Origin of the sequence: Acinetobacter sp. ATCC 27244 (genome assembly GCF_000156555.1) — a bacterium.
In the GTDB taxonomy this organism is placed as follows: domain Bacteria; phylum Pseudomonadota; class Gammaproteobacteria; order Pseudomonadales; family Moraxellaceae; genus Acinetobacter; species Acinetobacter haemolyticus.
This window is the reverse complement of the sequence record NZ_GG665961.1, coordinates 14,329-33,303: the sequence shown is the minus strand read 5'-3', so window position 1 is coordinate 33,303 and position 18,975 is coordinate 14,329. Positions and strand designations below refer to the sequence as shown.

Here is an 18,975-nt window from a genome sequence, read left to right as displayed (position 1 = left end):
AATAAAAACACTGCTAAAAACTGACATTTCACCTGATTTTGCGCTATGCTGTGCAGCAATCTTAACTTTACTTTTTTGTTGTATCGCATATCCCTATGACGACTTCTCACATTGACTCCGAATATCAAGCAAGTGCCATTGAGCCTCAAGTTCAACAAGACTGGGACAATCGCAAAGTTTTTAAAGTTGCAGACACTGTAGAGGGCAAACATCGCTATATCCTGTCGATGTTCCCTTATCCAAGTGGCAAACTGCATATGGGGCATGTGCGTAACTACACCATTGGTGACGTGATCAGCCGTTTTTATCGTTTAAAAGGTGAAACGGTATTACAACCAATGGGCTGGGATGCATTTGGTTTACCAGCTGAAAATGCCGCGATCGCTCATCAAGTTGCACCAGCAAAATGGACATTTGAAAATATCGCATATATGCGTGACCAATTAAAAAAATTGGGTTTATCTGTCGATTGGGATCGCGAATTTGCGACCTGTACACCAGAATACTATCACTGGGAACAATGGTTATTTGTTCAGCTTTATAAGAAAGGCTTGATCTATCGTAAGCTTTCAACTGTAAACTGGGATCCTGTAGACCAAACCGTTTTAGCCAATGAACAAGTTGAAAATGGTCGTGGTTGGCGTTCTGGTGCATTGGTGGAAAAACGTGATATTCCAATGTACTACTTCCGCATCACCGACTATGCACAAGAATTATTAGACGATTTAGATACATTAAAAGATGGTTGGCCGCAACAAGTGTTAACCATGCAACGTAACTGGATTGGTCGCTCTACGGGTATGGAAATTACCTTCCCATCGAGCAACACCGAAATTTATGCCGACGGATTAACGGTTTATACCACTCGCGGTGATACCTTAATGGGTGCGACCTATGTTGCGGTTGCGGCTGAACATCCAATGGCGTTGAAGGCTGCTGAGAATAATCCTGAATTGGCTGCATTCATTGAAGAATGTCGCATGGGATCGGTTGCTGAGGCTGATTTAGCCACTGCCGAAAAGAAAGGCATGGCAACCGGCTTATTTGTTAAGCATCCAGTGACAGGTGCAGACCTACCAGTTTGGATCGCAAACTATGTATTGATGTCATATGGTTCTGGTGCGGTGATGGCCGTACCAGCACATGACGAGCGTGACTTCGAATTTGCCAATAAATTCAACTTACCAATCAAACAAGTGATTGATGCCAAAGGTGCTGATGATGCTGAATACTCAGCGACTGAATGGCAGGAATGGTACGGCTCTAAAGAAGGTAAATTGGTTAATTCTGGCGAATTTGACGGTTTAGATTTCCAAGCTGCTTATGATGCTTTCCTCGCAAAATTAGAACCACAAGGTTTAGCAAATGCTAAGGTTCAATTCCGTTTACGTGACTGGGGTGTATCTCGTCAACGTTACTGGGGTTGTCCAATTCCAATGATTAACTGTAACACCTGTGGTCAGGTGCCAGTACCAGAAGATCAATTGCCAGTGGTATTGCCAACAGATGTGGTGCCAGATGGTTCTGGTAACCCACTGAATAAAATGCCTGAGTTTTATGAGACTAAGTGTCCTAACTGCGGCGGCGATGCGCGTCGTGAAACAGATACGTTGGATACCTTTGTAGAATCATCTTGGTACTATGCTCGCTATGCATCTCCAGACTTTACTGGTGGAATGGTTAAACCAGAAGCTGCTCAAAACTGGCTTCCAGTCAACCAATACATCGGTGGTGTAGAACATGCCATTTTGCATTTACTTTATGCACGCTTCTTCCACAAATTAATGCGTGACGAAGGTGTAGTACAAGGTAACGAACCATTTACGAATTTGCTTACTCAAGGCATGGTGCTTGCAGATACTTTCTATCGTGAAGCTGAGAATGGTAAGAAGACTTGGTTTAACCCTGCGGACATCGAATTAGAACGTGATGAGAAAGGTCGTATCCTTTCTGCGAAATACTCAGGTGATGGTCAAGAAGTTGTGATCGGCGGACAGGAAAAAATGTCGAAGTCGAAAAACAACGGGATCGACCCACAAGCAATTATTGACCAATACGGTGCAGATACGGCACGTGTCTTCATGATGTTTGCTGCGCCACCAGACCAATCTTTAGAATGGTCTGATGCAGGTGTGGAAGGTGCTAACCGTTTCTTAAAACGCGTATGGCGTTTAGCTGCTGGATTCTTGGAAACGGGCAATCAAACAACTGTCATCGATACTGCGAACTTGTCGAAAGACGCACAAGATTTACGTCGTAAAACGCATGAAACCATCCAAAAAGTGGGTGATGACATCGAACGTCGTCATGCGTTCAATACAGCGATTGCAGCGTTGATGGAGTTACTCAATGCAACTAACAAGTTTGAAGCAAAAGATGATAATGATGCTGCTGTAGCACGCGAAGCAATCACTACGTTATTGATTTTACTTGCACCATTTGCACCACACTTGAGTCAAACATTATTGACTCAGTTTGGAATGGACTTAACTACGGTTGAATTCCCTCAAGTAGATGCATCTGCATTGACACGTAATACACAAACGATCGTTGTACAGGTGAATGGTAAACTCCGCGGTAAATTAGATGTCGCTGTCGATATTTCAAAAGATGATTTATTGGCTTTGGCTAAAGCGCTACCAGAAGTTCAACAATTCTTGACGGGTCCGACCAAGAAAGAAATTGTTGTACCAAATAAACTTGTGAATTTGGTGGTTTAATTTCTTAGTTATGTTCCCTCTCCTCTCAGGAGAGGATTAGGGAGAGGTTATTTTCCTCATCCAACCTTCTCCTAAAGAGAGTAGGAACTTTATCGAAACAAAACCGCATCAAAGCCCGCTGTTATTCAACGGGCTTTGATTCTAAAATATGGTCAATTTATCAAGATTACATCTTCCGTATTTGATGGAAGATCATAAGGACAAAGCATGCATATAGCTCAACGTTTCGCTGCGATTGTTTTAACTTTAGGTCTAAGTGCAGGCTTAGTCGGCTGTGGCTTCCATTTAAAAGGCAACAATCCAGCGGCAACACCACTGGTTTACAACAAGTTGACTTTAGTCTTGCCCGACTACACCGATGAGCTTGAAAATCGTTTAAGTATTTATTTAACGGCAACAGGTATCCAGCTCAGCAACTCAAATGATGCTTATGTGCTCCGTGTACTGGATTATACCCCTCGCCGCCAACTTCTTAACGGTAAATTAACTGAAGTTCTTCTTCGTTTAACGGTAACTTTTCAGATTGAAGATCGTGAGGGTAACAAAATTACTGAACCTCGTACTTTAACGGCTTCACGTACCTACCAATACGATGTAGCAACGGTAAACACCGATAATCAGCAAGAAGCATATCTTAATCGTATTGTGATTGATGATGTCGCACAGCAAGTGACACGTCAAATTGCAGCGAACCGCCTTCCTAAAGCTCAATCTTAATTCTGATTTATGAAACTCGATTATGTTCAGGCTTTAAAACGTGTTGCAGAAGCTCGTGGTGCATGGATTATGCATGGGCAAGAGCCTTTGCTTGAACAGAATCTACTGGATGCGTTTCGCAAAAGCTGGCAAGAGCAAGAAGTTGAACGTCAACGTTACGACATCAGCAGCGCCAATGACTGGAAAAATGTTTTTAATGCGCTAAATAGTTTATCTTTATTTTCGCAGCAACTTGCCATCGAAGTACATGGCAATGTTAAACCTGATGCCAACGGCATCAAACAGCTCAAAAGTTATATTCAACATAATGAACATAACTTGTTGTTGATTGTGTTACCAAAGCAGGACAGTAGCAGTTTAAAATCTGCTTTTTTCCAAGTGGTCGAAGCAAATGGCGTCGTTGTTCCTCTCACTGCAAATTATCCTCAAGACCGTCAACGCATTCTAACCATTGAAGCAGAAAAGCTTGGCATTCAACTCAACAATGATGCATGGCAATGGTTGATGCAGCACCACGAGCATAATTTGCTAGCCGCAAAAAATAGTTTGATGCGTGTTGCAGATACTTTTCCTGACATTCAGCAGATTCAAATCGAACAGCTTTATGCGTGTTTACAAGATCAATCGCGCTACACCACTTATGATTTAAGTGATGCTCTATTGCTAGGTAATCTAGCTCAGTCGGTCAAAATCTATCAATATCTGATCGCCGCAGGTGAACCCGACAGCCTTATTCTCTGGACGCTAAGTAAAGAAATGCGTTTGCTAATGCAGTTATTTGAACAACCACATAATGCTATCCAACTAGGAATTTGGAAAACCAAAGTTTCACAGTATCAACAAGCATTGCGTCGATTAAATCCAAGACAGTTTTTAACGTGGTCTGATTTATTATTGCGTATTGATGCTGCAATTAAAGGAATGTCTCAAGAGAACTCAGAGCATTTAATGCTGCAAGCCATCAGTGAACTCTGTGGACGCACATTATTTACCCCATCGATCTAAACAAAAAATTAAATAGAGAATAATTCTCATTTTAGGTTAAAAATATTCACGCTTTATCCTTATTTCACTTTTATACTAAATAAAATTTTTAACTTTGCACTCGTCCCATGCCAAAAATGATTTCTAAAAAGATGAAACCTGTAAAAACAATCATCATTGTGGTCTGTATTATCGTGATTGCTTTATTAAGCTGGCTCATGTTAAAGCCTAAAACAGAAACCCCACAATACATCACGGCTGAAGTAGGACGTGGTGATATCGAAAATTCAGTTTTGGCAACAGGAATTTTAGAGGCCACGAAAATGGTCAGCGTGGGTGCACAGGTTTCTGGTCAGGTCAAAAAAATGTATGTGCAACTTGGCGACCAAGTCAAACAAGGGCAACTCATCGCACAAATTGACTCAGTACGCCAAGAGAATGAGCTAAAAACAGCGGAAGCCAATATTAAAAATCAACAAGCTCAACTGGCCGTACAACAAGCCAATCTCGCCAAGGTTGAAGCCGAATATAAGCGTCAACAAACCATGTTCAGCCAAGATGCCACCTCTCGTGCTGAGCTAGAATCGGCACTAGCAAGTTATAAAACAGCACAAGCTCAAATCGCAGCAATCAATGCCCAAATCGAACAATCACGTCTAACCCTTGCAACAGCTAAAGAAGATTTAGGCTATACCAGTATTGTTGCACCGATGGATGGGACGATTGTGGCGATTGTGACTGAAGAAGGTCAAACGGTAAATGCGAACCAAACTGCACCGACCATTGTCAAACTCGCAACGCTAGATAACATGACCGTCAAGGCGCAAATTTCTGAAGCAGACGTGATGAAAGTGGAGAAAGGCCAAACTGTTTATTTCACAACGCTGGGCAACAGTGAAAAGAAACACTATGCAAAGTTGCGTCAAGTTGAGCCTGCACCCAATTCAATCAATACTGAAACCTCAAGCAATAGCTCTTCATCCTCATCAAATTCTGCTGTTTACTACAATGCACTATTTGATGTACCAAATGAAGATGGCAAATTACGAATCGACATGACAGCACAGGTTTACATTGTCCTAGCTGAAGCTAAAAATGTACTAACGATTCCTGCGGCAGCAGTTCAAAGTAGCAAACGCCCTGCTCGTAAAGATCGTGCTGCGCCTGCATCAAATGATGAAACCGAGCAACGTCCGAATAACCGCCTTGAGCTAAGTCCAGAACAGCGTCAACTGGTCGCTGACGGAAAAGCCAGTATCGCAAGTGTACGTGTCATCCAAGCAGATGGTTCTGCCAGAGCACAACCAGTATTGGTGGGCTTAAATAACCGTGTCACAGTTGAAGTCATCAAAGGTCTTAAACAAGGTGATCAAGTAATCATTGCTGATGGTTCAGATAGCTCAAATGACGCAGCCAAACGCAGTAGCCAGCGTGCGATGAGAATGTAATATGACTCAAGATCAAATTCATTCGACCAAACCACTGCTCGAAGTCAGTAACCTGACCCGTGAATTTCCAGCGGGGGAAACTACGGTCCAAATTCTCAAAGGCATCAATTTAAAGATTTATGCAGGTGAGTTGGTTGCGATCGTCGGTCAATCAGGATCGGGCAAATCAACCCTAATGAATATCCTCGGTTGTTTAGATAAACCAACTGAGGGAAGTTATTTGGTCAATGGTCGTGAAACACGGCTACTTGAACCTGATGAACTCGCGCAATTACGCCGTGAATATTTTGGATTTATTTTCCAGCGTTATCATTTATTGGGTGATCTGAGTGCATCGGGCAATGTCGAAGTTCCTGCAATCTATGCAGGTGTAGACAATCATTTACGCCAAGAACGTTCCGCAGAGTTATTGTCTGAACTCGGATTAGGAGAACGTTTACATCATCGCCCAAGCCAACTTTCAGGCGGTCAACAGCAACGTGTATCGATTGCACGTGCTTTGATGAATGGTGGTGATGTTATTTTGGCAGATGAACCGACGGGTGCGTTGGACAAAAATAGTGGTATTGAAGTCATGCGAATTTTGCGTGAACTCAATGCCAAAGGTCATACCATTATCTTGGTGACCCATGATCTAAATGTTGCCAAAAATGCAACGCGTATTATCGAAATCAGTGATGGTAATATTATTTCGGATCGCGCCAATACGCCTGAAAATACTGATCCATACCTTGAACATCAACCGTTGCAACGAGAACCACAAAAGAAAACTTCTGCTTGGCGTTCTTTCTTTGATCGTCTCGGTGAAGCTTTTCGCATGGCACTGCTTGCAATGAATGCCCATCGCATGCGAACCTTTTTAACCATGCTTGGGATTATCATCGGGATCGCATCTGTCGTCTCTGTTGTGGCGCTCGGAAATGGTTCGCAAAAACAAATTTTAGAAAATATCAGCAGTCTCGGAACCAACACCATCACGGTCTATCAAGGTCGGGGGTTTGGTGATACATCAAGGGCCTCCCAAGTCAAAACCTTGGTTCCTGCGGATGCTGACGCATTAGCTGAACAGCCTTATGTCGATGGGGTAAGTCCATCTGCAAACACTAGTGTAACGTTACGTTTTAAAGATACCGAAGCTTCCGCAACCGTAAACGGTGTGAGTGAAGACTTTTTCTATGTTCGTGGCATGACCTTCAAATCGGGACAGCCTTTTGACAAAGCAGGTGTCACCCAACGTGCACAGGATGTGGTGATTGATGCCAATACAGAAAAGACTTTTTTTGCTGATGGTACCAATCCTGTAGGTCAAGTCATTCTATTGGGAAGTGTTCCAAGCCGAATTATTGGTGTCATTGAGGCTGAGAAAGGCTTTATGGGGAGTTCCGACAGTTTAAATGTCTATCTCCCCTACTCGACTGTGATGAGCCGTATGTTGGGACAGTCCAATGTTCGTAGCATCATCGTGCGTATCAAAGATGAATATCCAAGTACAGCGGCTGAAAATGCCATTCTGACTTTGCTTGAACAACGTCACGGCGCACAAGATGTCTTTACTCAAAACTCAGACAGTATTCGTGAAACCATTCAGCAAACCACAGCCACGATGACTTTATTGATCTCAGCGATTGCCGTCATTTCTCTGGTCGTGGGTGGCATTGGTGTGATGAATATTATGCTGGTTTCGGTGACTGAACGAACCCAAGAAATTGGGGTACGTATGGCGGTCGGCGCAAGACAAAGCGATATTTTGCAGCAGTTTTTGATCGAAGCGATCTTGGTCTGTCTGTTAGGCGGTGTTCTTGGTGTCCTGCTCTCTTTAGGCATTGGTCAAATCATCGGGCATTTTGCCAAAGGCGTGATTGAAATGAGTTACTCAACCACTTCAATTGTTGCTGCCTTTGTATGCTCAAGTTTAATTGGTATCGTTTTTGGTTTCTTACCAGCACGAAACGCAGCACAACTCGATCCAGTTGCTGCTTTAGCAAGAGAATAAGGAATTTGAGTATGTCTTTTCAATTTAATAAATTAGGACTTGCCCTAGCACTCACAGGTTCCTTAGCTGGCTGTTCTGCTGTGGTCAAAACACCGTATAACGCACCAACAGTCCAAGTACCACAACAGTTTCAGTACGATGCACAAAAGGAACAAAATGTAAAACTGACTGATCAATGGTGGACATTATTTAATGATGCCCAGCTCAACCAACTGGTTGATCAGGTTTTAGCTAAAAACAGTGATCTTATCGTTGCGGGCATCACCTTAAAACAAGCCCGCTTACAAGCAGGATTGGCAGAAAATAGACAAGGACTACGTACCAGCTCTAGTGTTTCTACAGGTCACAACTATGATCTCCGCTCAGGTGATGGCAATGATCGCGGTTTATCAACCAGTGTTGGCGTGAGTTATGAGTTAGATTTATTTGGAAAACTTGCCAATCAAACTGAGGCAAGTCGTTGGGAAGCTCTTGCAAGCGAACAAGACCTCCAAGCAACAGCACAAAGCTTAGTTGCCACCACAGCCAAACTCTACTGGCAACTGGGTTATTTAAACGAGCGTTACAACACCATCCAACAAAATTTGGCTTCTACGCAAAAAATATATGAATTGGTTCAATCTCAATACCGAGCAGGCGCGGTTTCGGGTTTAGACCTTACCCAAGCGGAACAATCGGTACAAAGCCAAAAAGCCAGTTTAAGCCAGATCGAACAACAACGCGTTGAAGCACGCACTGCCATTGCGGTACTGCTTCATCAACCTGTGCAACAACTGAATATTCAAGAGCCAGCGCAATTACCTCAAAGTGCATTGCCTAATATTGCTGTTGGATTGCCAGCCGAAATTTTATCTCGTCGCCCTGATTTACAAGCATCTGAACTGCGCTTACGCAAAACCCTTGCCAATAAAGATGCCACCAAAGCCAGTTATTACCCTTCGATTAATTTGACAGGTAATTTGGGCGCATCGAGCACCTCGTTAACGCAACTCTTGCAAAATCCGGCCTTAACTTTGGGTGCAAGTTTAAGCCTTCCCTTTCTGCAATATAATGATATGAAGAAAGATCTTGCGATCAGCGATCTAGAATATGAAAAAGCAATTGTTCAATATCGCCAGACGCTATATCAGGCTTTTGCAGATGTAGAGAATGCTTTATCCAATCGAACTCAGCTGGATCAACAGGTGCAATTGCAACAGCGCAATTTAGAGCTAGCGGATAAAACAGAGCGATTAACAGAGGTTCGTTATCGTAATGGTGCGATCGCTTTGAAGAATTTACTCGATGCTCAAGCGACCACCCGTAACGCACGACTCAGTTTGGTTGAAACCAAACAGAATCAGTACAATGCCTATGTGACCTTAATGCAGGCATTGGGTGGAAGCCCGATCAAACAATAGTCTATATAGACTATTGTTTTAATTCTGCTTGGTCTTCAGTATTGGTATGAATCAACTGAGAAGATTTCACTTTATCTTGGGCATCAAATACAACCTCATATGAGAGTTTTGCCCATTAAAGTAGATCTCAGTTGGTGAACCAATAATTTCCCATAGACCAATCGTGGCGATATCCGCAGTCGTGTGCCACAGTGTACGGCTGATTCTTGCCGCTTTTGAATATCCTTGTTGAAAGGTATAAATCTCTTTACGTGCGCCATTTATGGTTTCTGAGGTGACTGGCGCACCCAATTCAGAAATCACGTTATTACGATGTTTTCCGACTTCTAAAACGGTCAAGTTCTTTTTATGCGGTTGGTTACTTGCCATAACCGCTGCACAACCTTGTAGTGATAGTAGCGTCGCTAAACCGAATACAATGATAATTTTCTTCACGTTATGATGACCTTCCCCGAAATGTTAAAATAATATATTTATCGAAACTCTATTTAAAAATTTTCGATTAAACAAAAAACCAGCATTAATTATCATATAAGGGATAGGATGACAAATAGATAATTATACTTATTGATATATTTTCAATGGATCGCATATTGTTGAATTTAATATACGAATAAAGCTTATAAAGTGATGTTGTTCATAGCTTTTGTGTTGACGTAAATATTGCTGTTTTATATGCTTATTAAATTAGAATTACCCTCGATAGGTACAAAATTGGTTATATAGCATTTTAATTTTTTTATGCGACAACTTTGCAGTGTAAATGTAGTTATACCTAAATCAAGAACCAATACAGCGCCTATTAAATATGATCAAAATAGATATCTACGACATATCTGTAGAAAAATTTGAAGAATTAGCGTTCAACTTTCTTCAAGAGCAAAAAGACCTAACTTCGCTAGAAAACCTTACATCTGGAAAAATCGACTCTGGTTATGACTTCAGCGCCACGCTGAAAGACGCAGAAAAACCTTGCAAAATTGCAATTGAAGCCAAGCACAGAAGAAAACTCTCAAAGCAAGACCTGTATAGAATCGCCGAAACTGCAGAGCGCATCAAATCAGGTTTTGATGGTTTTATACTTATAACTTCAGCAAAACTAAACGAAGAAGAACAAGAGCTTTTAAAGAAACTTCTTCTCAGTTCAGGATACACCTTAGTAAAGATATACCAAGGCGTAACATTTGAAGCCCTAACAAAAACAAGTAACTCCAAAGCCCGTGCAGACATAATAAAGTCAAAGAGATCAGAAATTAAAAACCTTGCTTTCGGCATTATATCAATCATCCTTACTCTAATAGCTTCAACTTCAAGTCTAATTACTAATTTTTTAGACGAAGATAAAAATTTAGATACCCGCATAGAAAACGTAGCGAACGCCCTTGAGAGTATAAAGAGTCTTGAAAAACATCTAACGGAAATAAAATCAGATATGCAAAAAACACAGCGTGAGTCTGAAACCATCAAGAGAGAGTATGAAAAATCCCAAGAACTAAAGCAGCTGACAGATGATCAGCAAGCTGCAATTAGAGCTGCAATTGGAGCCTCAAGTCCTCCATGGTGGATTAAACCTCTAGATTACTTCTTTGGCTTTATTTTAGGTATTGGAGCTTCCGTAATTGCGAGCTTTATTCACGAGCGAATTAAGCGAAACAAAGCTCTCAATTCTCCTGCTTAATAGGTATAAAAATGCGCTCAAATCGCTAGCTGGGATGGGCTAAAGCTCGCCCTTAGCTTAATCATTATAATTTTTAGAATTCCCTTAACCACTTAAAGCAAAGCCGCTATAAAAGCGGCTTTATTAAATAATTTAGAGTAATCTAATTATTCATCATCCATCATCGACTGGCTCATACCTACAGTATTAAAGCCACCATCAACATACATAATTTCACCAGTAATACCTGAAGCCCATGGTGAGCAAAGGAACAATGCTGCATTGCCCACTTCTTCAATCGTCACATTGCGTTTTAGTGGAGCAATCTTTTCATTGGCATCCAACATTTTACGGAATGATTTGATACCAGATGCGGCCAAAGTACGGATTGGGCCAGCAGAAATCGCATTTACACGAATACCATCTGCACCCAAGCTAGAAGCTAAATAACGAACACCTGCTTCTAAAGATGCTTTTGCCATACCCATCACGTTGTAGTTTGGCATCACACGCTCAGAACCTTGATAAGTCAAAGTCAATAAACAACCTTGGCGCGCTTGTAATAAAGGCTTCGCTGCACGAGCCATCGCAACAAAACTATAAACACTGATGTCATGCGCGATTTTGAAACCGTCACGGTCTGTCACGTCTGTAAAATCACCATCAAGCGTATGTGCTGGTGCGAAACCAATTGAATGCACCACACCATCTAAACCATCCCAATGTTTTGCAAGTTCGACAAAGGCATTATCAATTTCTTCATCTACTGCAACATCACAAGGAAAAACCAAGTTTGAGCCAAATTGTGCTGCAAAATCATCAACACGTTTCTTTAACTTTTCATTTGGATAAGTAAACGCTAACTCCGCACCTTCACGATGTAAAGCGGCTGCAATACCGTAAGCAATTGATAATTTGCTGGCAATCCCAGCAATTAAAAAACGTTTACCAGCTAAAAGTCCTTGTGACATCTTATTCTCACTCGAAAAATTTTCACCCATGATGCCAATATTCCGTGTTTTTCGGAATTGCATAATGCATCTTTTTTCTCAATCCTACAAAAAAACACGCTGAAATCGATAAAACAACTCGAATCTATGCTTACTTCTGAATTAAGCTCAATAAGCGCATAAATGAATAATACATCCAAACCAAAGTTGCCAATAACGCGATACTACATACCCACTCAAAGTTTTTAGGTGCATTTTGAGCAGCAGCATTTTCAATCAAATCAAAATCTAAAATAAGATTTAAAGATGCAATTACCGCAACAAAAGCAGCAAAACCGATCCCTAACCAATTGCTTTCAAAGATATAAGGAATGGTCGAACCAAGTGCAAAACTTAAAAAAATCTGTACGACAAACACCAATGCAATCGCAATCGAAGCTGAAATGACAACTGCCTTAAACTTTTCTGTGGCGCGAATCACTTGGAATTTATACAAAGCAAATAGAACCAAAGTAGTCACAAACGTTGCCAATAAAGCTTGTAATGGCACACCAGGAAATTTCACTTGGAAAATGAAAGACACCCCACCTAAAAATGCACCCTCAAATAAAGCAAAAGGAATTGCCAGAGCTGGGGCTGTATTTGGTTTAAACGTAGTAATTAAACCCAGTGCAAGACTACCAATAATACCGACAATGGTCGCTGCATAAGCAATTGAAAAATTAGCAGTCATCGCACAATATAAAAATAATGCAATGCCTAATGCCGCTGCAATCACGGTTAATAGCACAGACTTTTGAATTGCCCCTTGGATGGTCATGGGCTCGGCTACATTACTATAGGTTTCAACACGGGTTAAAATAGGATTATCGCTTTGCATGTCTGCTCTCTTTTTATAGTTAACGAAATGAAAATGTGAGTGTAAGCGATTTTGCAGTTTAGCCCAATATTTTTTTACACTCGATAAAAAAGGAGCCTAAATAAGCTCCTTTCCTCAATAATAATGATCTGTTCGTTTTAAGAAGATCATGAACACCGTGATTACTTATTACTATTCATAATAAAGAAATATTCACGGTAATATTTTAACTCTGCAATTGAATCTCGGATGTCATCCATCGCCAAATGTGACGCATTTTTCTTTAAGCCACTCATAATTTCAGGTCTCCAGCGCTTAGCTAACTCTTTCACTGAAGATACATCCAAGTTTCGATAATGGAAAAATTGCTCTAATTCAGGCATTAAACGATGTAAGAAACGACGGTCTTGGCAAATCGAGTTACCACACATCGGCGATGATTTTGGATTGACCCACTTTTTTAGGAATTCCAATGTTTGCTGTTCCGCATCTTGTGCAGTCAATTTACTGCGACGCACACGTTCAATCAGACCAGATTGACCATGCTGTTTGGTATTCCACTCGTCCATTGCATTTAAAATCACATCAGACTGGTGTACGGCTAAAACAGGACCCTCAGCTAAGATATTAAGATTGTCATCTGTAATAATTGTCGCAATTTCAATAATCTTGTCGTTATCGGTATCAAGACCTGTCATTTCGAGGTCGATCCAAATTAATCGTGTATCAGGGGTGCTGCTCATGGATGGCGATTCTAATGTGCTTAAAAACATCAATAGTAGCAAATTAATTACATCTTGGCTGTAATTCTATAGCGGCTTCGTGCTATTTTTGCGGTCTTGAAAGTGTGGATTTTTTGGGATATGAATGGCTTTAATTCGTAAGCGTCGATTAACTGAACAGCAACAGCGTCGTATTGAGAAACAACATAAGTCTCGTCAAGATGACATTGATACATCGCAAGATTTAGATGGACTGGTGGTTCAGCATTATGGTCGTCAACTCGAAGTACAAGCTTTGTCTGTACCTGCACAACATCCCGAAAAACCGCTGGTTGCAGACGGTGAGCCAGAACCGTTTTGGAAACCGATTGAATTAGATAGCATTTGGCGTTGCCATACCCGTACCAACTTAGAGTTGTTAGTGACGGGTGACCGTGTCAAATGGCAAGCAGATCCAAATACAGGACTTGGGATTATCACGGCGATATACCCTCGACAATCCTTACTCACGCGTCCAGATCGTTATCATAAGGTCAAACCCGTAGCTGCCAATATCAGTCTGATCGTGATTGTATTTGCACCCTTACCTGAACCTGCACCGACATTAATTGATCGCTATTTGGTCGCGTGTGCAGATGCCAATATTCCAGCGTTATTGGTGTTGAATAAATCTGATCTGCTCACAGAAAATGATCCCATTCTGACCTTGCTCAGCGAATATGAAGCTTTGGGTTATGAAAGTTTGATTTGCCAATCACAAGGTGATTTGTCTGCGCTTGCTGCGCGGCTGGACAATGAGACGGTTGCTTTTGTAGGGCAATCAGGGGTAGGTAAAAGCTCACTGATTAATACTATTGTTCCGGACGCTGCACAGAAAACCAATGTCATCTCAGAAAACTCGGCATTGGGTCAACATACCACCACCTCAACCCGTTTGATTAAATTTGGAACAAATGGTGCATTGATTGATTCTCCGGGAATCCGTGAATTTGGACTCTGGCATTTGAGTTTGGAAAAAGTACGTACAGGCTTCCCAGAAATCGAAGCACACTTAGGGCTTTGCCAATTTCGCAACTGTACCCATACCCATGAGAAGAATTGCGCGTTGAAACAAGCGGTTGAAGCTGGAGAGATTTTGCCTCGTCGTTTAGACAGTTATTTGCGACTGAGCGATGAAATCCAAGAAGCTCAACAAAAAAATTAACATTAATTAAAACTTGCCCTTGAACTAAGGTTTTTGATCACCATTGAGATAAGTTATACTCAGTGGCAATTTTTGATTTCTAACTTTAGGTGACTTGTGGAACGTTGGTTTGAGTTTATGGGGAATCACCCCTTCTTGTTTGGCACACTTGGGGTGTTAATCATTTTGTTCTTTGTTTTAGAAGGACAACGCAATGGTCGTAAAATTTCACCACAATCTTTAGGTATTTTGGTTAAAGCAAAAAATGCCATGCTGATCGATCTTCGTGATGCGAAAGATTTCCGTGAAGGTCACATTAGTGGTAGCCGTAACATTTCTTACAGCCAAATCACCAGTCACATCGATGAATTAAAAGCCAGTGACCGTCCATTGGTCTTTATTTGTAACTTAGGGCAAGTTGCAGGCACCGCTTTGCAAAAAGTGGGTCATGCAGACAGTTACCGCTTAGACGGCGGAATTAGTAACTGGAAAGCACAAGGCTTGCCATTAGTGAAAAGTAAAACCAAAGCTTAAGGAGAGAACAGATGACAACTCCAAACGTCACGATCTATTCAACACTTTCTTGTCCATATTGTGTCCGTGCGAAACAATTGCTGGAACGTAAGGGTGTTGCTTATAAAGAAATTAATCTTTCCAATGAAGCGCCGGAAGTTCGTATTGAGTTAATGCAACGTACTAATCATCGTACCGTGCCACAAATTTTTATCAAAGACCAGTTTATTGGCGGTTTCGACCAACTTTATGCTTTAGAGCGTGAAGGTAAACTCGATTCATTATTGGCTTAACTACACTCCAAAATTTAAGGAAAAACAATGAGCGAAGAACAAGTTCAACCACAACTCGCGTTAGAACGTATCTACACAAAAGATATTTCATTTGAAGTTCCAGGTGCACAAGTATTTACTAAACAATGGCAACCTGAACTTAATATCAATTTATCTTCTGCAGCAGAGAAAATTGATCCAACACATTATGAAGTGTCTTTGAAAGTTGTGGTTCAAGCGAACAACGAAAATGAAACTGCGTTCATCGTTGATGTAACTCAATCAGGTATTTTCTTGATTGATGGTGTAGAAGAAGATCGTCTTCCATACATTCTTGGCGCTTATTGCCCAAACATTCTGTTCCCGTTCTTACGTGAAGCAGTAAATGATTTAGTAACAAAAGGTAGCTTCCCACAATTGCTTCTTACACCAATTAACTTTGATGCTGAATTTGAAGCAAACATGCAACGCCTACAAGCAAATGCTGATGCGGAAGGTCAAGCTTAATCAAAATTAAGCTTACTTATAAAAAGGGACTGATTTTTTCAGTCCCTTTTTATATTCACCCCACAATAGTTCTAAAAGTCAGGTTTATCCTTGCAGTACTGACTTTTTTAGTGGGCGGTAAACGATGTAGCCAATGCGTTTGTGTCACATCTTTCATGACCAATAAACTACCATGCTCTAAATATAGTTCTACTTTTTCTTTACTCTGTTTATGTTTAAACGCGAATTTTCGTTCTGCCCCAAAACTTAATGAGGCAATCGCACCATTTTTTTTCAGATCTGTTTCACCATCACTATGCCATGCCATTCCCTCCTCACCGGAATGGTAAAGATTGAGTAGACAAGAGTTGAATGTTTCGCCTGTTAACGTTTCAACCAGTGCTTTGAGCTCGATGAGTTCAACTGTCCACGGCAACGCATATTTATTCATGTTGGAATAGGTATATTCAAACCGCCGATCACCATACCAAGCCACTTTACGTTTGGTGGTGAATAGTTTGCCAAAAATCAGTGCTTGATCATTTTCCCAAGCAATTGTATGTAGCAATGCCTCAAAATAATGATCTGCCGCCGCTGTTTGTACCACTTTGCCATAGTACTGTACCGTACCATCATAAGGTAAATAATTCTGCTCTGGATCAGCTTCAATATCAAATAGTTGCATCTTTCCACTTCTTATAGGCCAGCTTCATACAATGTCCACAAGGGCGATAACCTTGTCCCCTTGCTTCATGCTCATCAGCAAAAAACACCCGATTACTTTTTAGCATGCGCTTCCCTGAAGTACAGGTCAATCTGCCATAAATTTTAAGCTGAGCATTGCCTGCAAACCGAATTTCCTGCTGTTTTAATTTTAGATGTAGCTCAGTTTGCTCTAATTCACTATGCCACCACATCAGACTAACTCATCGCATCATGGAAAATAATACCGAGGCTATAACGTTCCCCTTGTAGAATCGGGCTCACGCCATGCTTGATATTGACCCGATAATAGCCCTGACTGCCTTTTTCAGGTTTAAACTGTGTCGTAAAAATCAATATATCGCCTTGTTCTGGCTGCATCACCAACACCTTGGATTGAGCTCGAGGAATTTGTTGAGTGAAGACCAATTCACCTCCCGTAAAATCCACATTTGGCTGGCTCAATACAATCACCAGCTGTAAAGGAAAATAAACCTCACCATATAAATCCTGATGAAGTGTATTAAAACCACCTTGTCCATATTTCAAAATCAGTGGTGTTGCTAGTGTTTGCCCATGTTGATGACATTGCTGTAAAAATTCTGCATGTGAGGATGGAAATGAGCGCTCTAATTTCAATACCCTAAACCATGCATTGGCTATCGGCACCAGATGGGGATAAACTTCACGGCGTATCCGTTCAATCAGATTCGGTAAAGGATAAGTAAAATATTTATATTCCCCCAAACCAAAGCGATAGCGTTGCATCTCAACTGATTTACGATACAGATCAGGTTGCGAATATAGCTGTTTGAGCAGCTCACATTGCTCAGTCGATAAAATCTGCTTAATCAAGGCAAATCCCTGTTGATGTATTTGCTCAGTGATAACATCCCAATTCAGCGCTTGAATCTTATCTATCACGGCTTGGATCTGTGTCAGTTCAGATTGCTGCATGTGTTTGAACACCTTCCCAACCGATGATCGCCGTTTTACGGACATTGCCCCATTCATAACCACCAAAGAGACCACTTGACTGAATTACCCGATGGCATGGGATTAAAAATGCCACAGGATTACTGCCGATCGCCGATCCTACCGCACGGGCTGCTTTAGGATGATTAATCACTTTTGCAAGCTCACCATAAGTCGCAAGTTGTCCCATCGGAATTTTAAGCAGACTTTGCCAAACCTTGAGTTGAAAATCAGTTCCTTTCAAGTGCAGTTTAATCTCAGCCAATTGCTGCTGGTCTTTTTGAAACAAAGCTAAAGCACTCTGTTGAAAAGCATCAATCTGCTCAATAAAGACAGCTTGAGGAAATTGCAGCTTTAACTGCGCTAAGGCCTCAGCACGATCATCGACAAAACTTAATGCACAAATCCCTTTATGCGTCGATGCAATCAGTACTTCACCAAACAAAGTCTCTGCGAATTGATATTGGATCGTCAGACTCTGACCACCATGTTTATATTCGGCCGGAGTCATGCCTTCTATCTGAACAAATAAATCATGCAAGCGGCTGGTACTGGACAATCCTGTGGCAAAGGTCGCATCAAAAACACTACCCTGCTCCTGCTTCAAAATCTGTTTGGCATATTCAACACTAATATACTGTAAAAACTTCTTAGGACTGGTGCCGACCCAATCCGTAAATAACCGCTGAAAATGAGCAGGGCTTAAGTGAATATGTGCGGCCACCTCATCCAGTTGTGGCTGTTGCTGAAAGTTCTGCTGGATATACTGAATCGCTTGAGCAATGCGCTCATAATTACGTTGTTGTGAGGACATATCATCACCTCTCATCATTCATGTTTTCACTGTAGCAACTTTGTCTTTCAGTGAAAATCTGAATCATGCTCAGTCTTAGCTTTAAATACTAACCAGCTGAATTCCAATAAAAAAAGCTGCACTTTTTTAAGTACAGCCTTATCCTATTATTCCTGCCACTGATCTATTAATGCGAATAATACTTATGTCCTTGGTCACGTAACGCAGCAATTTTTTTTCCTTGTTGCTTTGCTTCATCTAGCTTACCAGCCTGAACAAGCACTTTCGCTTTATCAATTTCGACAATAATTTGTTCAAATAAATCCGTTGAGCTTGGCACTTTTTCAGAAGAATGCGCAGCCAACTTAAACTGTTTTGAATTTACAGCGGCACCGCGCATCTTGTTTAATGCGGCCGTTGCATCTTGTGGATTTTTAGCTTGATTAAACACTTTATAATTTTTGCCAAGCGTTTTCATATCATCAGCAAGACTCGCAGCCATAACAGCACTGCTCAATGAAAAAGATGATACTAAAATGATTGTGGCTAAAGTTCTTTTCATCATCAGGATATCCCTAATAAAAACTGTGGCTATTCTCGG

19 protein-coding genes and 1 pseudogene are annotated in these 18,975 nt (G+C 41.2%); 11 read left to right on the top strand and 9 right to left on the bottom strand.

Annotation, left to right across the window (positions count from 1 at the left end):
- Positions 1 to 95 precede the first annotated feature (95 nt).
- From leuS to HMPREF0023_RS11835, 6 genes are all read left to right on the top strand, one after another.
- The gene (gene leuS, locus HMPREF0023_RS11860; protein WP_008942201.1) at positions 96 to 2,720 is read left to right on the top strand and encodes a leucine--tRNA ligase; all 2,625 of its coding nucleotides are present in this window, start codon (positions 96 to 98) and stop codon (positions 2,718 to 2,720) included.
- A gap of 207 nt (positions 2,721 to 2,927) precedes the next feature.
- Complete coding sequence (lptE, locus tag HMPREF0023_RS11855) at positions 2,928 to 3,437, top strand: LPS assembly lipoprotein LptE (RefSeq protein WP_005085445.1); 510 nt, start codon at positions 2,928 to 2,930, stop codon at positions 3,435 to 3,437.
- A gap of 9 nt (positions 3,438 to 3,446) precedes the next feature.
- Positions 3,447 to 4,442, top strand: coding sequence for a DNA polymerase III subunit delta (holA, locus tag HMPREF0023_RS11850; RefSeq protein WP_004637887.1), 996 nt, complete (start codon positions 3,447 to 3,449; stop codon positions 4,440 to 4,442).
- A 107-nt stretch (positions 4,443 to 4,549) separates the two neighbouring features.
- Positions 4,550 to 5,869 (top strand): MacA family efflux pump subunit, encoded by a 1,320-nt coding sequence (locus tag HMPREF0023_RS11845; RefSeq protein WP_005092232.1) that lies wholly within the window; start codon positions 4,550 to 4,552, stop codon positions 5,867 to 5,869.
- A 1-nt stretch (position 5,870) separates the two neighbouring features.
- Positions 5,871 to 7,862, top strand: a complete 1,992-nt coding sequence (locus HMPREF0023_RS11840; protein WP_005092230.1) for a MacB family efflux pump subunit — start codon at positions 5,871 to 5,873, stop codon at positions 7,860 to 7,862.
- Positions 7,863 to 7,873: 11 nt separating this feature from the next.
- A complete protein-coding gene (locus HMPREF0023_RS11835) occupies positions 7,874 to 9,262 on the top strand; it encodes an efflux transporter outer membrane subunit (RefSeq protein WP_005092228.1) in 1,389 nt (462 codons plus the stop codon).
- 10 nt (positions 9,263 to 9,272) lie between these two features.
- On the opposite strand, the pseudogene HMPREF0023_RS11830 reads toward HMPREF0023_RS11835, so the two are convergent.
- Positions 9,273 to 9,697, bottom strand: a pseudogene (locus HMPREF0023_RS11830) (hypothetical protein).
- Between the two features lie 373 nt (positions 9,698 to 10,070).
- Between HMPREF0023_RS11830 and HMPREF0023_RS11825 the strand changes: the two are divergent.
- Positions 10,071 to 10,940, top strand: coding sequence for a restriction endonuclease (locus HMPREF0023_RS11825; RefSeq protein ID WP_005092225.1), 870 nt, complete (start codon positions 10,071 to 10,073; stop codon positions 10,938 to 10,940).
- Between the two features lie 146 nt (positions 10,941 to 11,086).
- Here HMPREF0023_RS11825 and HMPREF0023_RS11820 read toward each other — a convergent pair whose 3' ends face one another.
- The 3 genes from HMPREF0023_RS11820 to orn form a co-directional block, all read right to left on the bottom strand.
- A complete protein-coding gene (locus HMPREF0023_RS11820; protein WP_034437536.1) occupies positions 11,087 to 11,890 on the bottom strand; it encodes an enoyl-ACP reductase FabI in 804 nt (267 codons plus the stop codon).
- Between the two features lie 130 nt (positions 11,891 to 12,020).
- Positions 12,021 to 12,749 (bottom strand): Bax inhibitor-1/YccA family membrane protein, encoded by a 729-nt coding sequence (locus HMPREF0023_RS11815; RefSeq protein ID WP_004637879.1) that lies wholly within the window; start codon positions 12,747 to 12,749, stop codon positions 12,021 to 12,023.
- A 161-nt stretch (positions 12,750 to 12,910) separates the two neighbouring features.
- Entirely contained in the window at positions 12,911 to 13,471 is a 561-nt protein-coding gene (orn, locus tag HMPREF0023_RS11810; protein WP_005092221.1) for an oligoribonuclease, read from the bottom strand.
- 124 nt (positions 13,472 to 13,595) lie between these two features.
- Here orn and rsgA point away from each other — a divergent pair, with 124 nt between their 5' ends.
- The 4 genes from rsgA (at position 13,596) to secB (ending at position 15,925) form a co-directional block, all read left to right on the top strand.
- Positions 13,596 to 14,654 (top strand): ribosome small subunit-dependent GTPase A, encoded by a 1,059-nt coding sequence (gene rsgA / locus HMPREF0023_RS11805; protein ID WP_004637877.1) that lies wholly within the window; start codon positions 13,596 to 13,598, stop codon positions 14,652 to 14,654.
- A 96-nt stretch (positions 14,655 to 14,750) separates the two neighbouring features.
- Positions 14,751 to 15,167 (top strand): rhodanese-like domain-containing protein, encoded by a 417-nt coding sequence (locus HMPREF0023_RS11800; RefSeq protein WP_004637876.1) that lies wholly within the window; start codon positions 14,751 to 14,753, stop codon positions 15,165 to 15,167.
- Between the two features lie 11 nt (positions 15,168 to 15,178).
- Positions 15,179 to 15,439: a glutaredoxin 3 gene (gene grxC, locus HMPREF0023_RS11795; protein ID WP_004637875.1), complete on the top strand. Its 261-nt coding sequence runs from the start codon at positions 15,179 to 15,181 to the stop codon at positions 15,437 to 15,439.
- Between the two features lie 27 nt (positions 15,440 to 15,466).
- Complete coding sequence (gene secB, locus HMPREF0023_RS11790) at positions 15,467 to 15,925, top strand: protein-export chaperone SecB (protein WP_005085470.1); 459 nt, start codon at positions 15,467 to 15,469, stop codon at positions 15,923 to 15,925.
- Between the two features lie 55 nt (positions 15,926 to 15,980).
- On the opposite strand, the gene HMPREF0023_RS11785 is transcribed toward secB, so the two are convergent.
- The 5 genes from HMPREF0023_RS11785 to HMPREF0023_RS11765 all read right to left on the bottom strand — a co-directional run bounded on the left by HMPREF0023_RS11785 (position 15,981) and on the right by HMPREF0023_RS11765 (position 18,939).
- A complete protein-coding gene (locus HMPREF0023_RS11785; RefSeq protein WP_005085472.1) occupies positions 15,981 to 16,589 on the bottom strand; it encodes an alpha-ketoglutarate-dependent dioxygenase AlkB family protein in 609 nt (202 codons plus the stop codon).
- Positions 16,576 to 16,821: an Ada metal-binding domain-containing protein gene (locus HMPREF0023_RS11780; RefSeq protein WP_005092219.1), complete on the bottom strand. Its 246-nt coding sequence runs from the start codon at positions 16,819 to 16,821 to the stop codon at positions 16,576 to 16,578. The genes HMPREF0023_RS11785 and HMPREF0023_RS11780 overlap by 14 nt, the downstream gene beginning before the upstream one ends.
- 4 nt (positions 16,822 to 16,825) lie before the next feature.
- A complete protein-coding gene (locus HMPREF0023_RS11775; RefSeq protein ID WP_005092217.1) occupies positions 16,826 to 17,563 on the bottom strand; it encodes a 2OG-Fe(II) oxygenase in 738 nt (245 codons plus the stop codon).
- Positions 17,550 to 18,395, bottom strand: coding sequence for a methylated-DNA--[protein]-cysteine S-methyltransferase (locus HMPREF0023_RS11770; RefSeq protein ID WP_005092215.1), 846 nt, complete (start codon positions 18,393 to 18,395; stop codon positions 17,550 to 17,552). The genes HMPREF0023_RS11775 and HMPREF0023_RS11770 overlap by 14 nt, the downstream gene beginning before the upstream one ends.
- Before the next feature lie 166 nt (positions 18,396 to 18,561).
- Positions 18,562 to 18,939: a cytochrome b562 gene (locus HMPREF0023_RS11765; RefSeq protein ID WP_017396505.1), complete on the bottom strand. Its 378-nt coding sequence runs from the start codon at positions 18,937 to 18,939 to the stop codon at positions 18,562 to 18,564.
- Positions 18,940 to 18,975 lie beyond the last annotated feature (36 nt).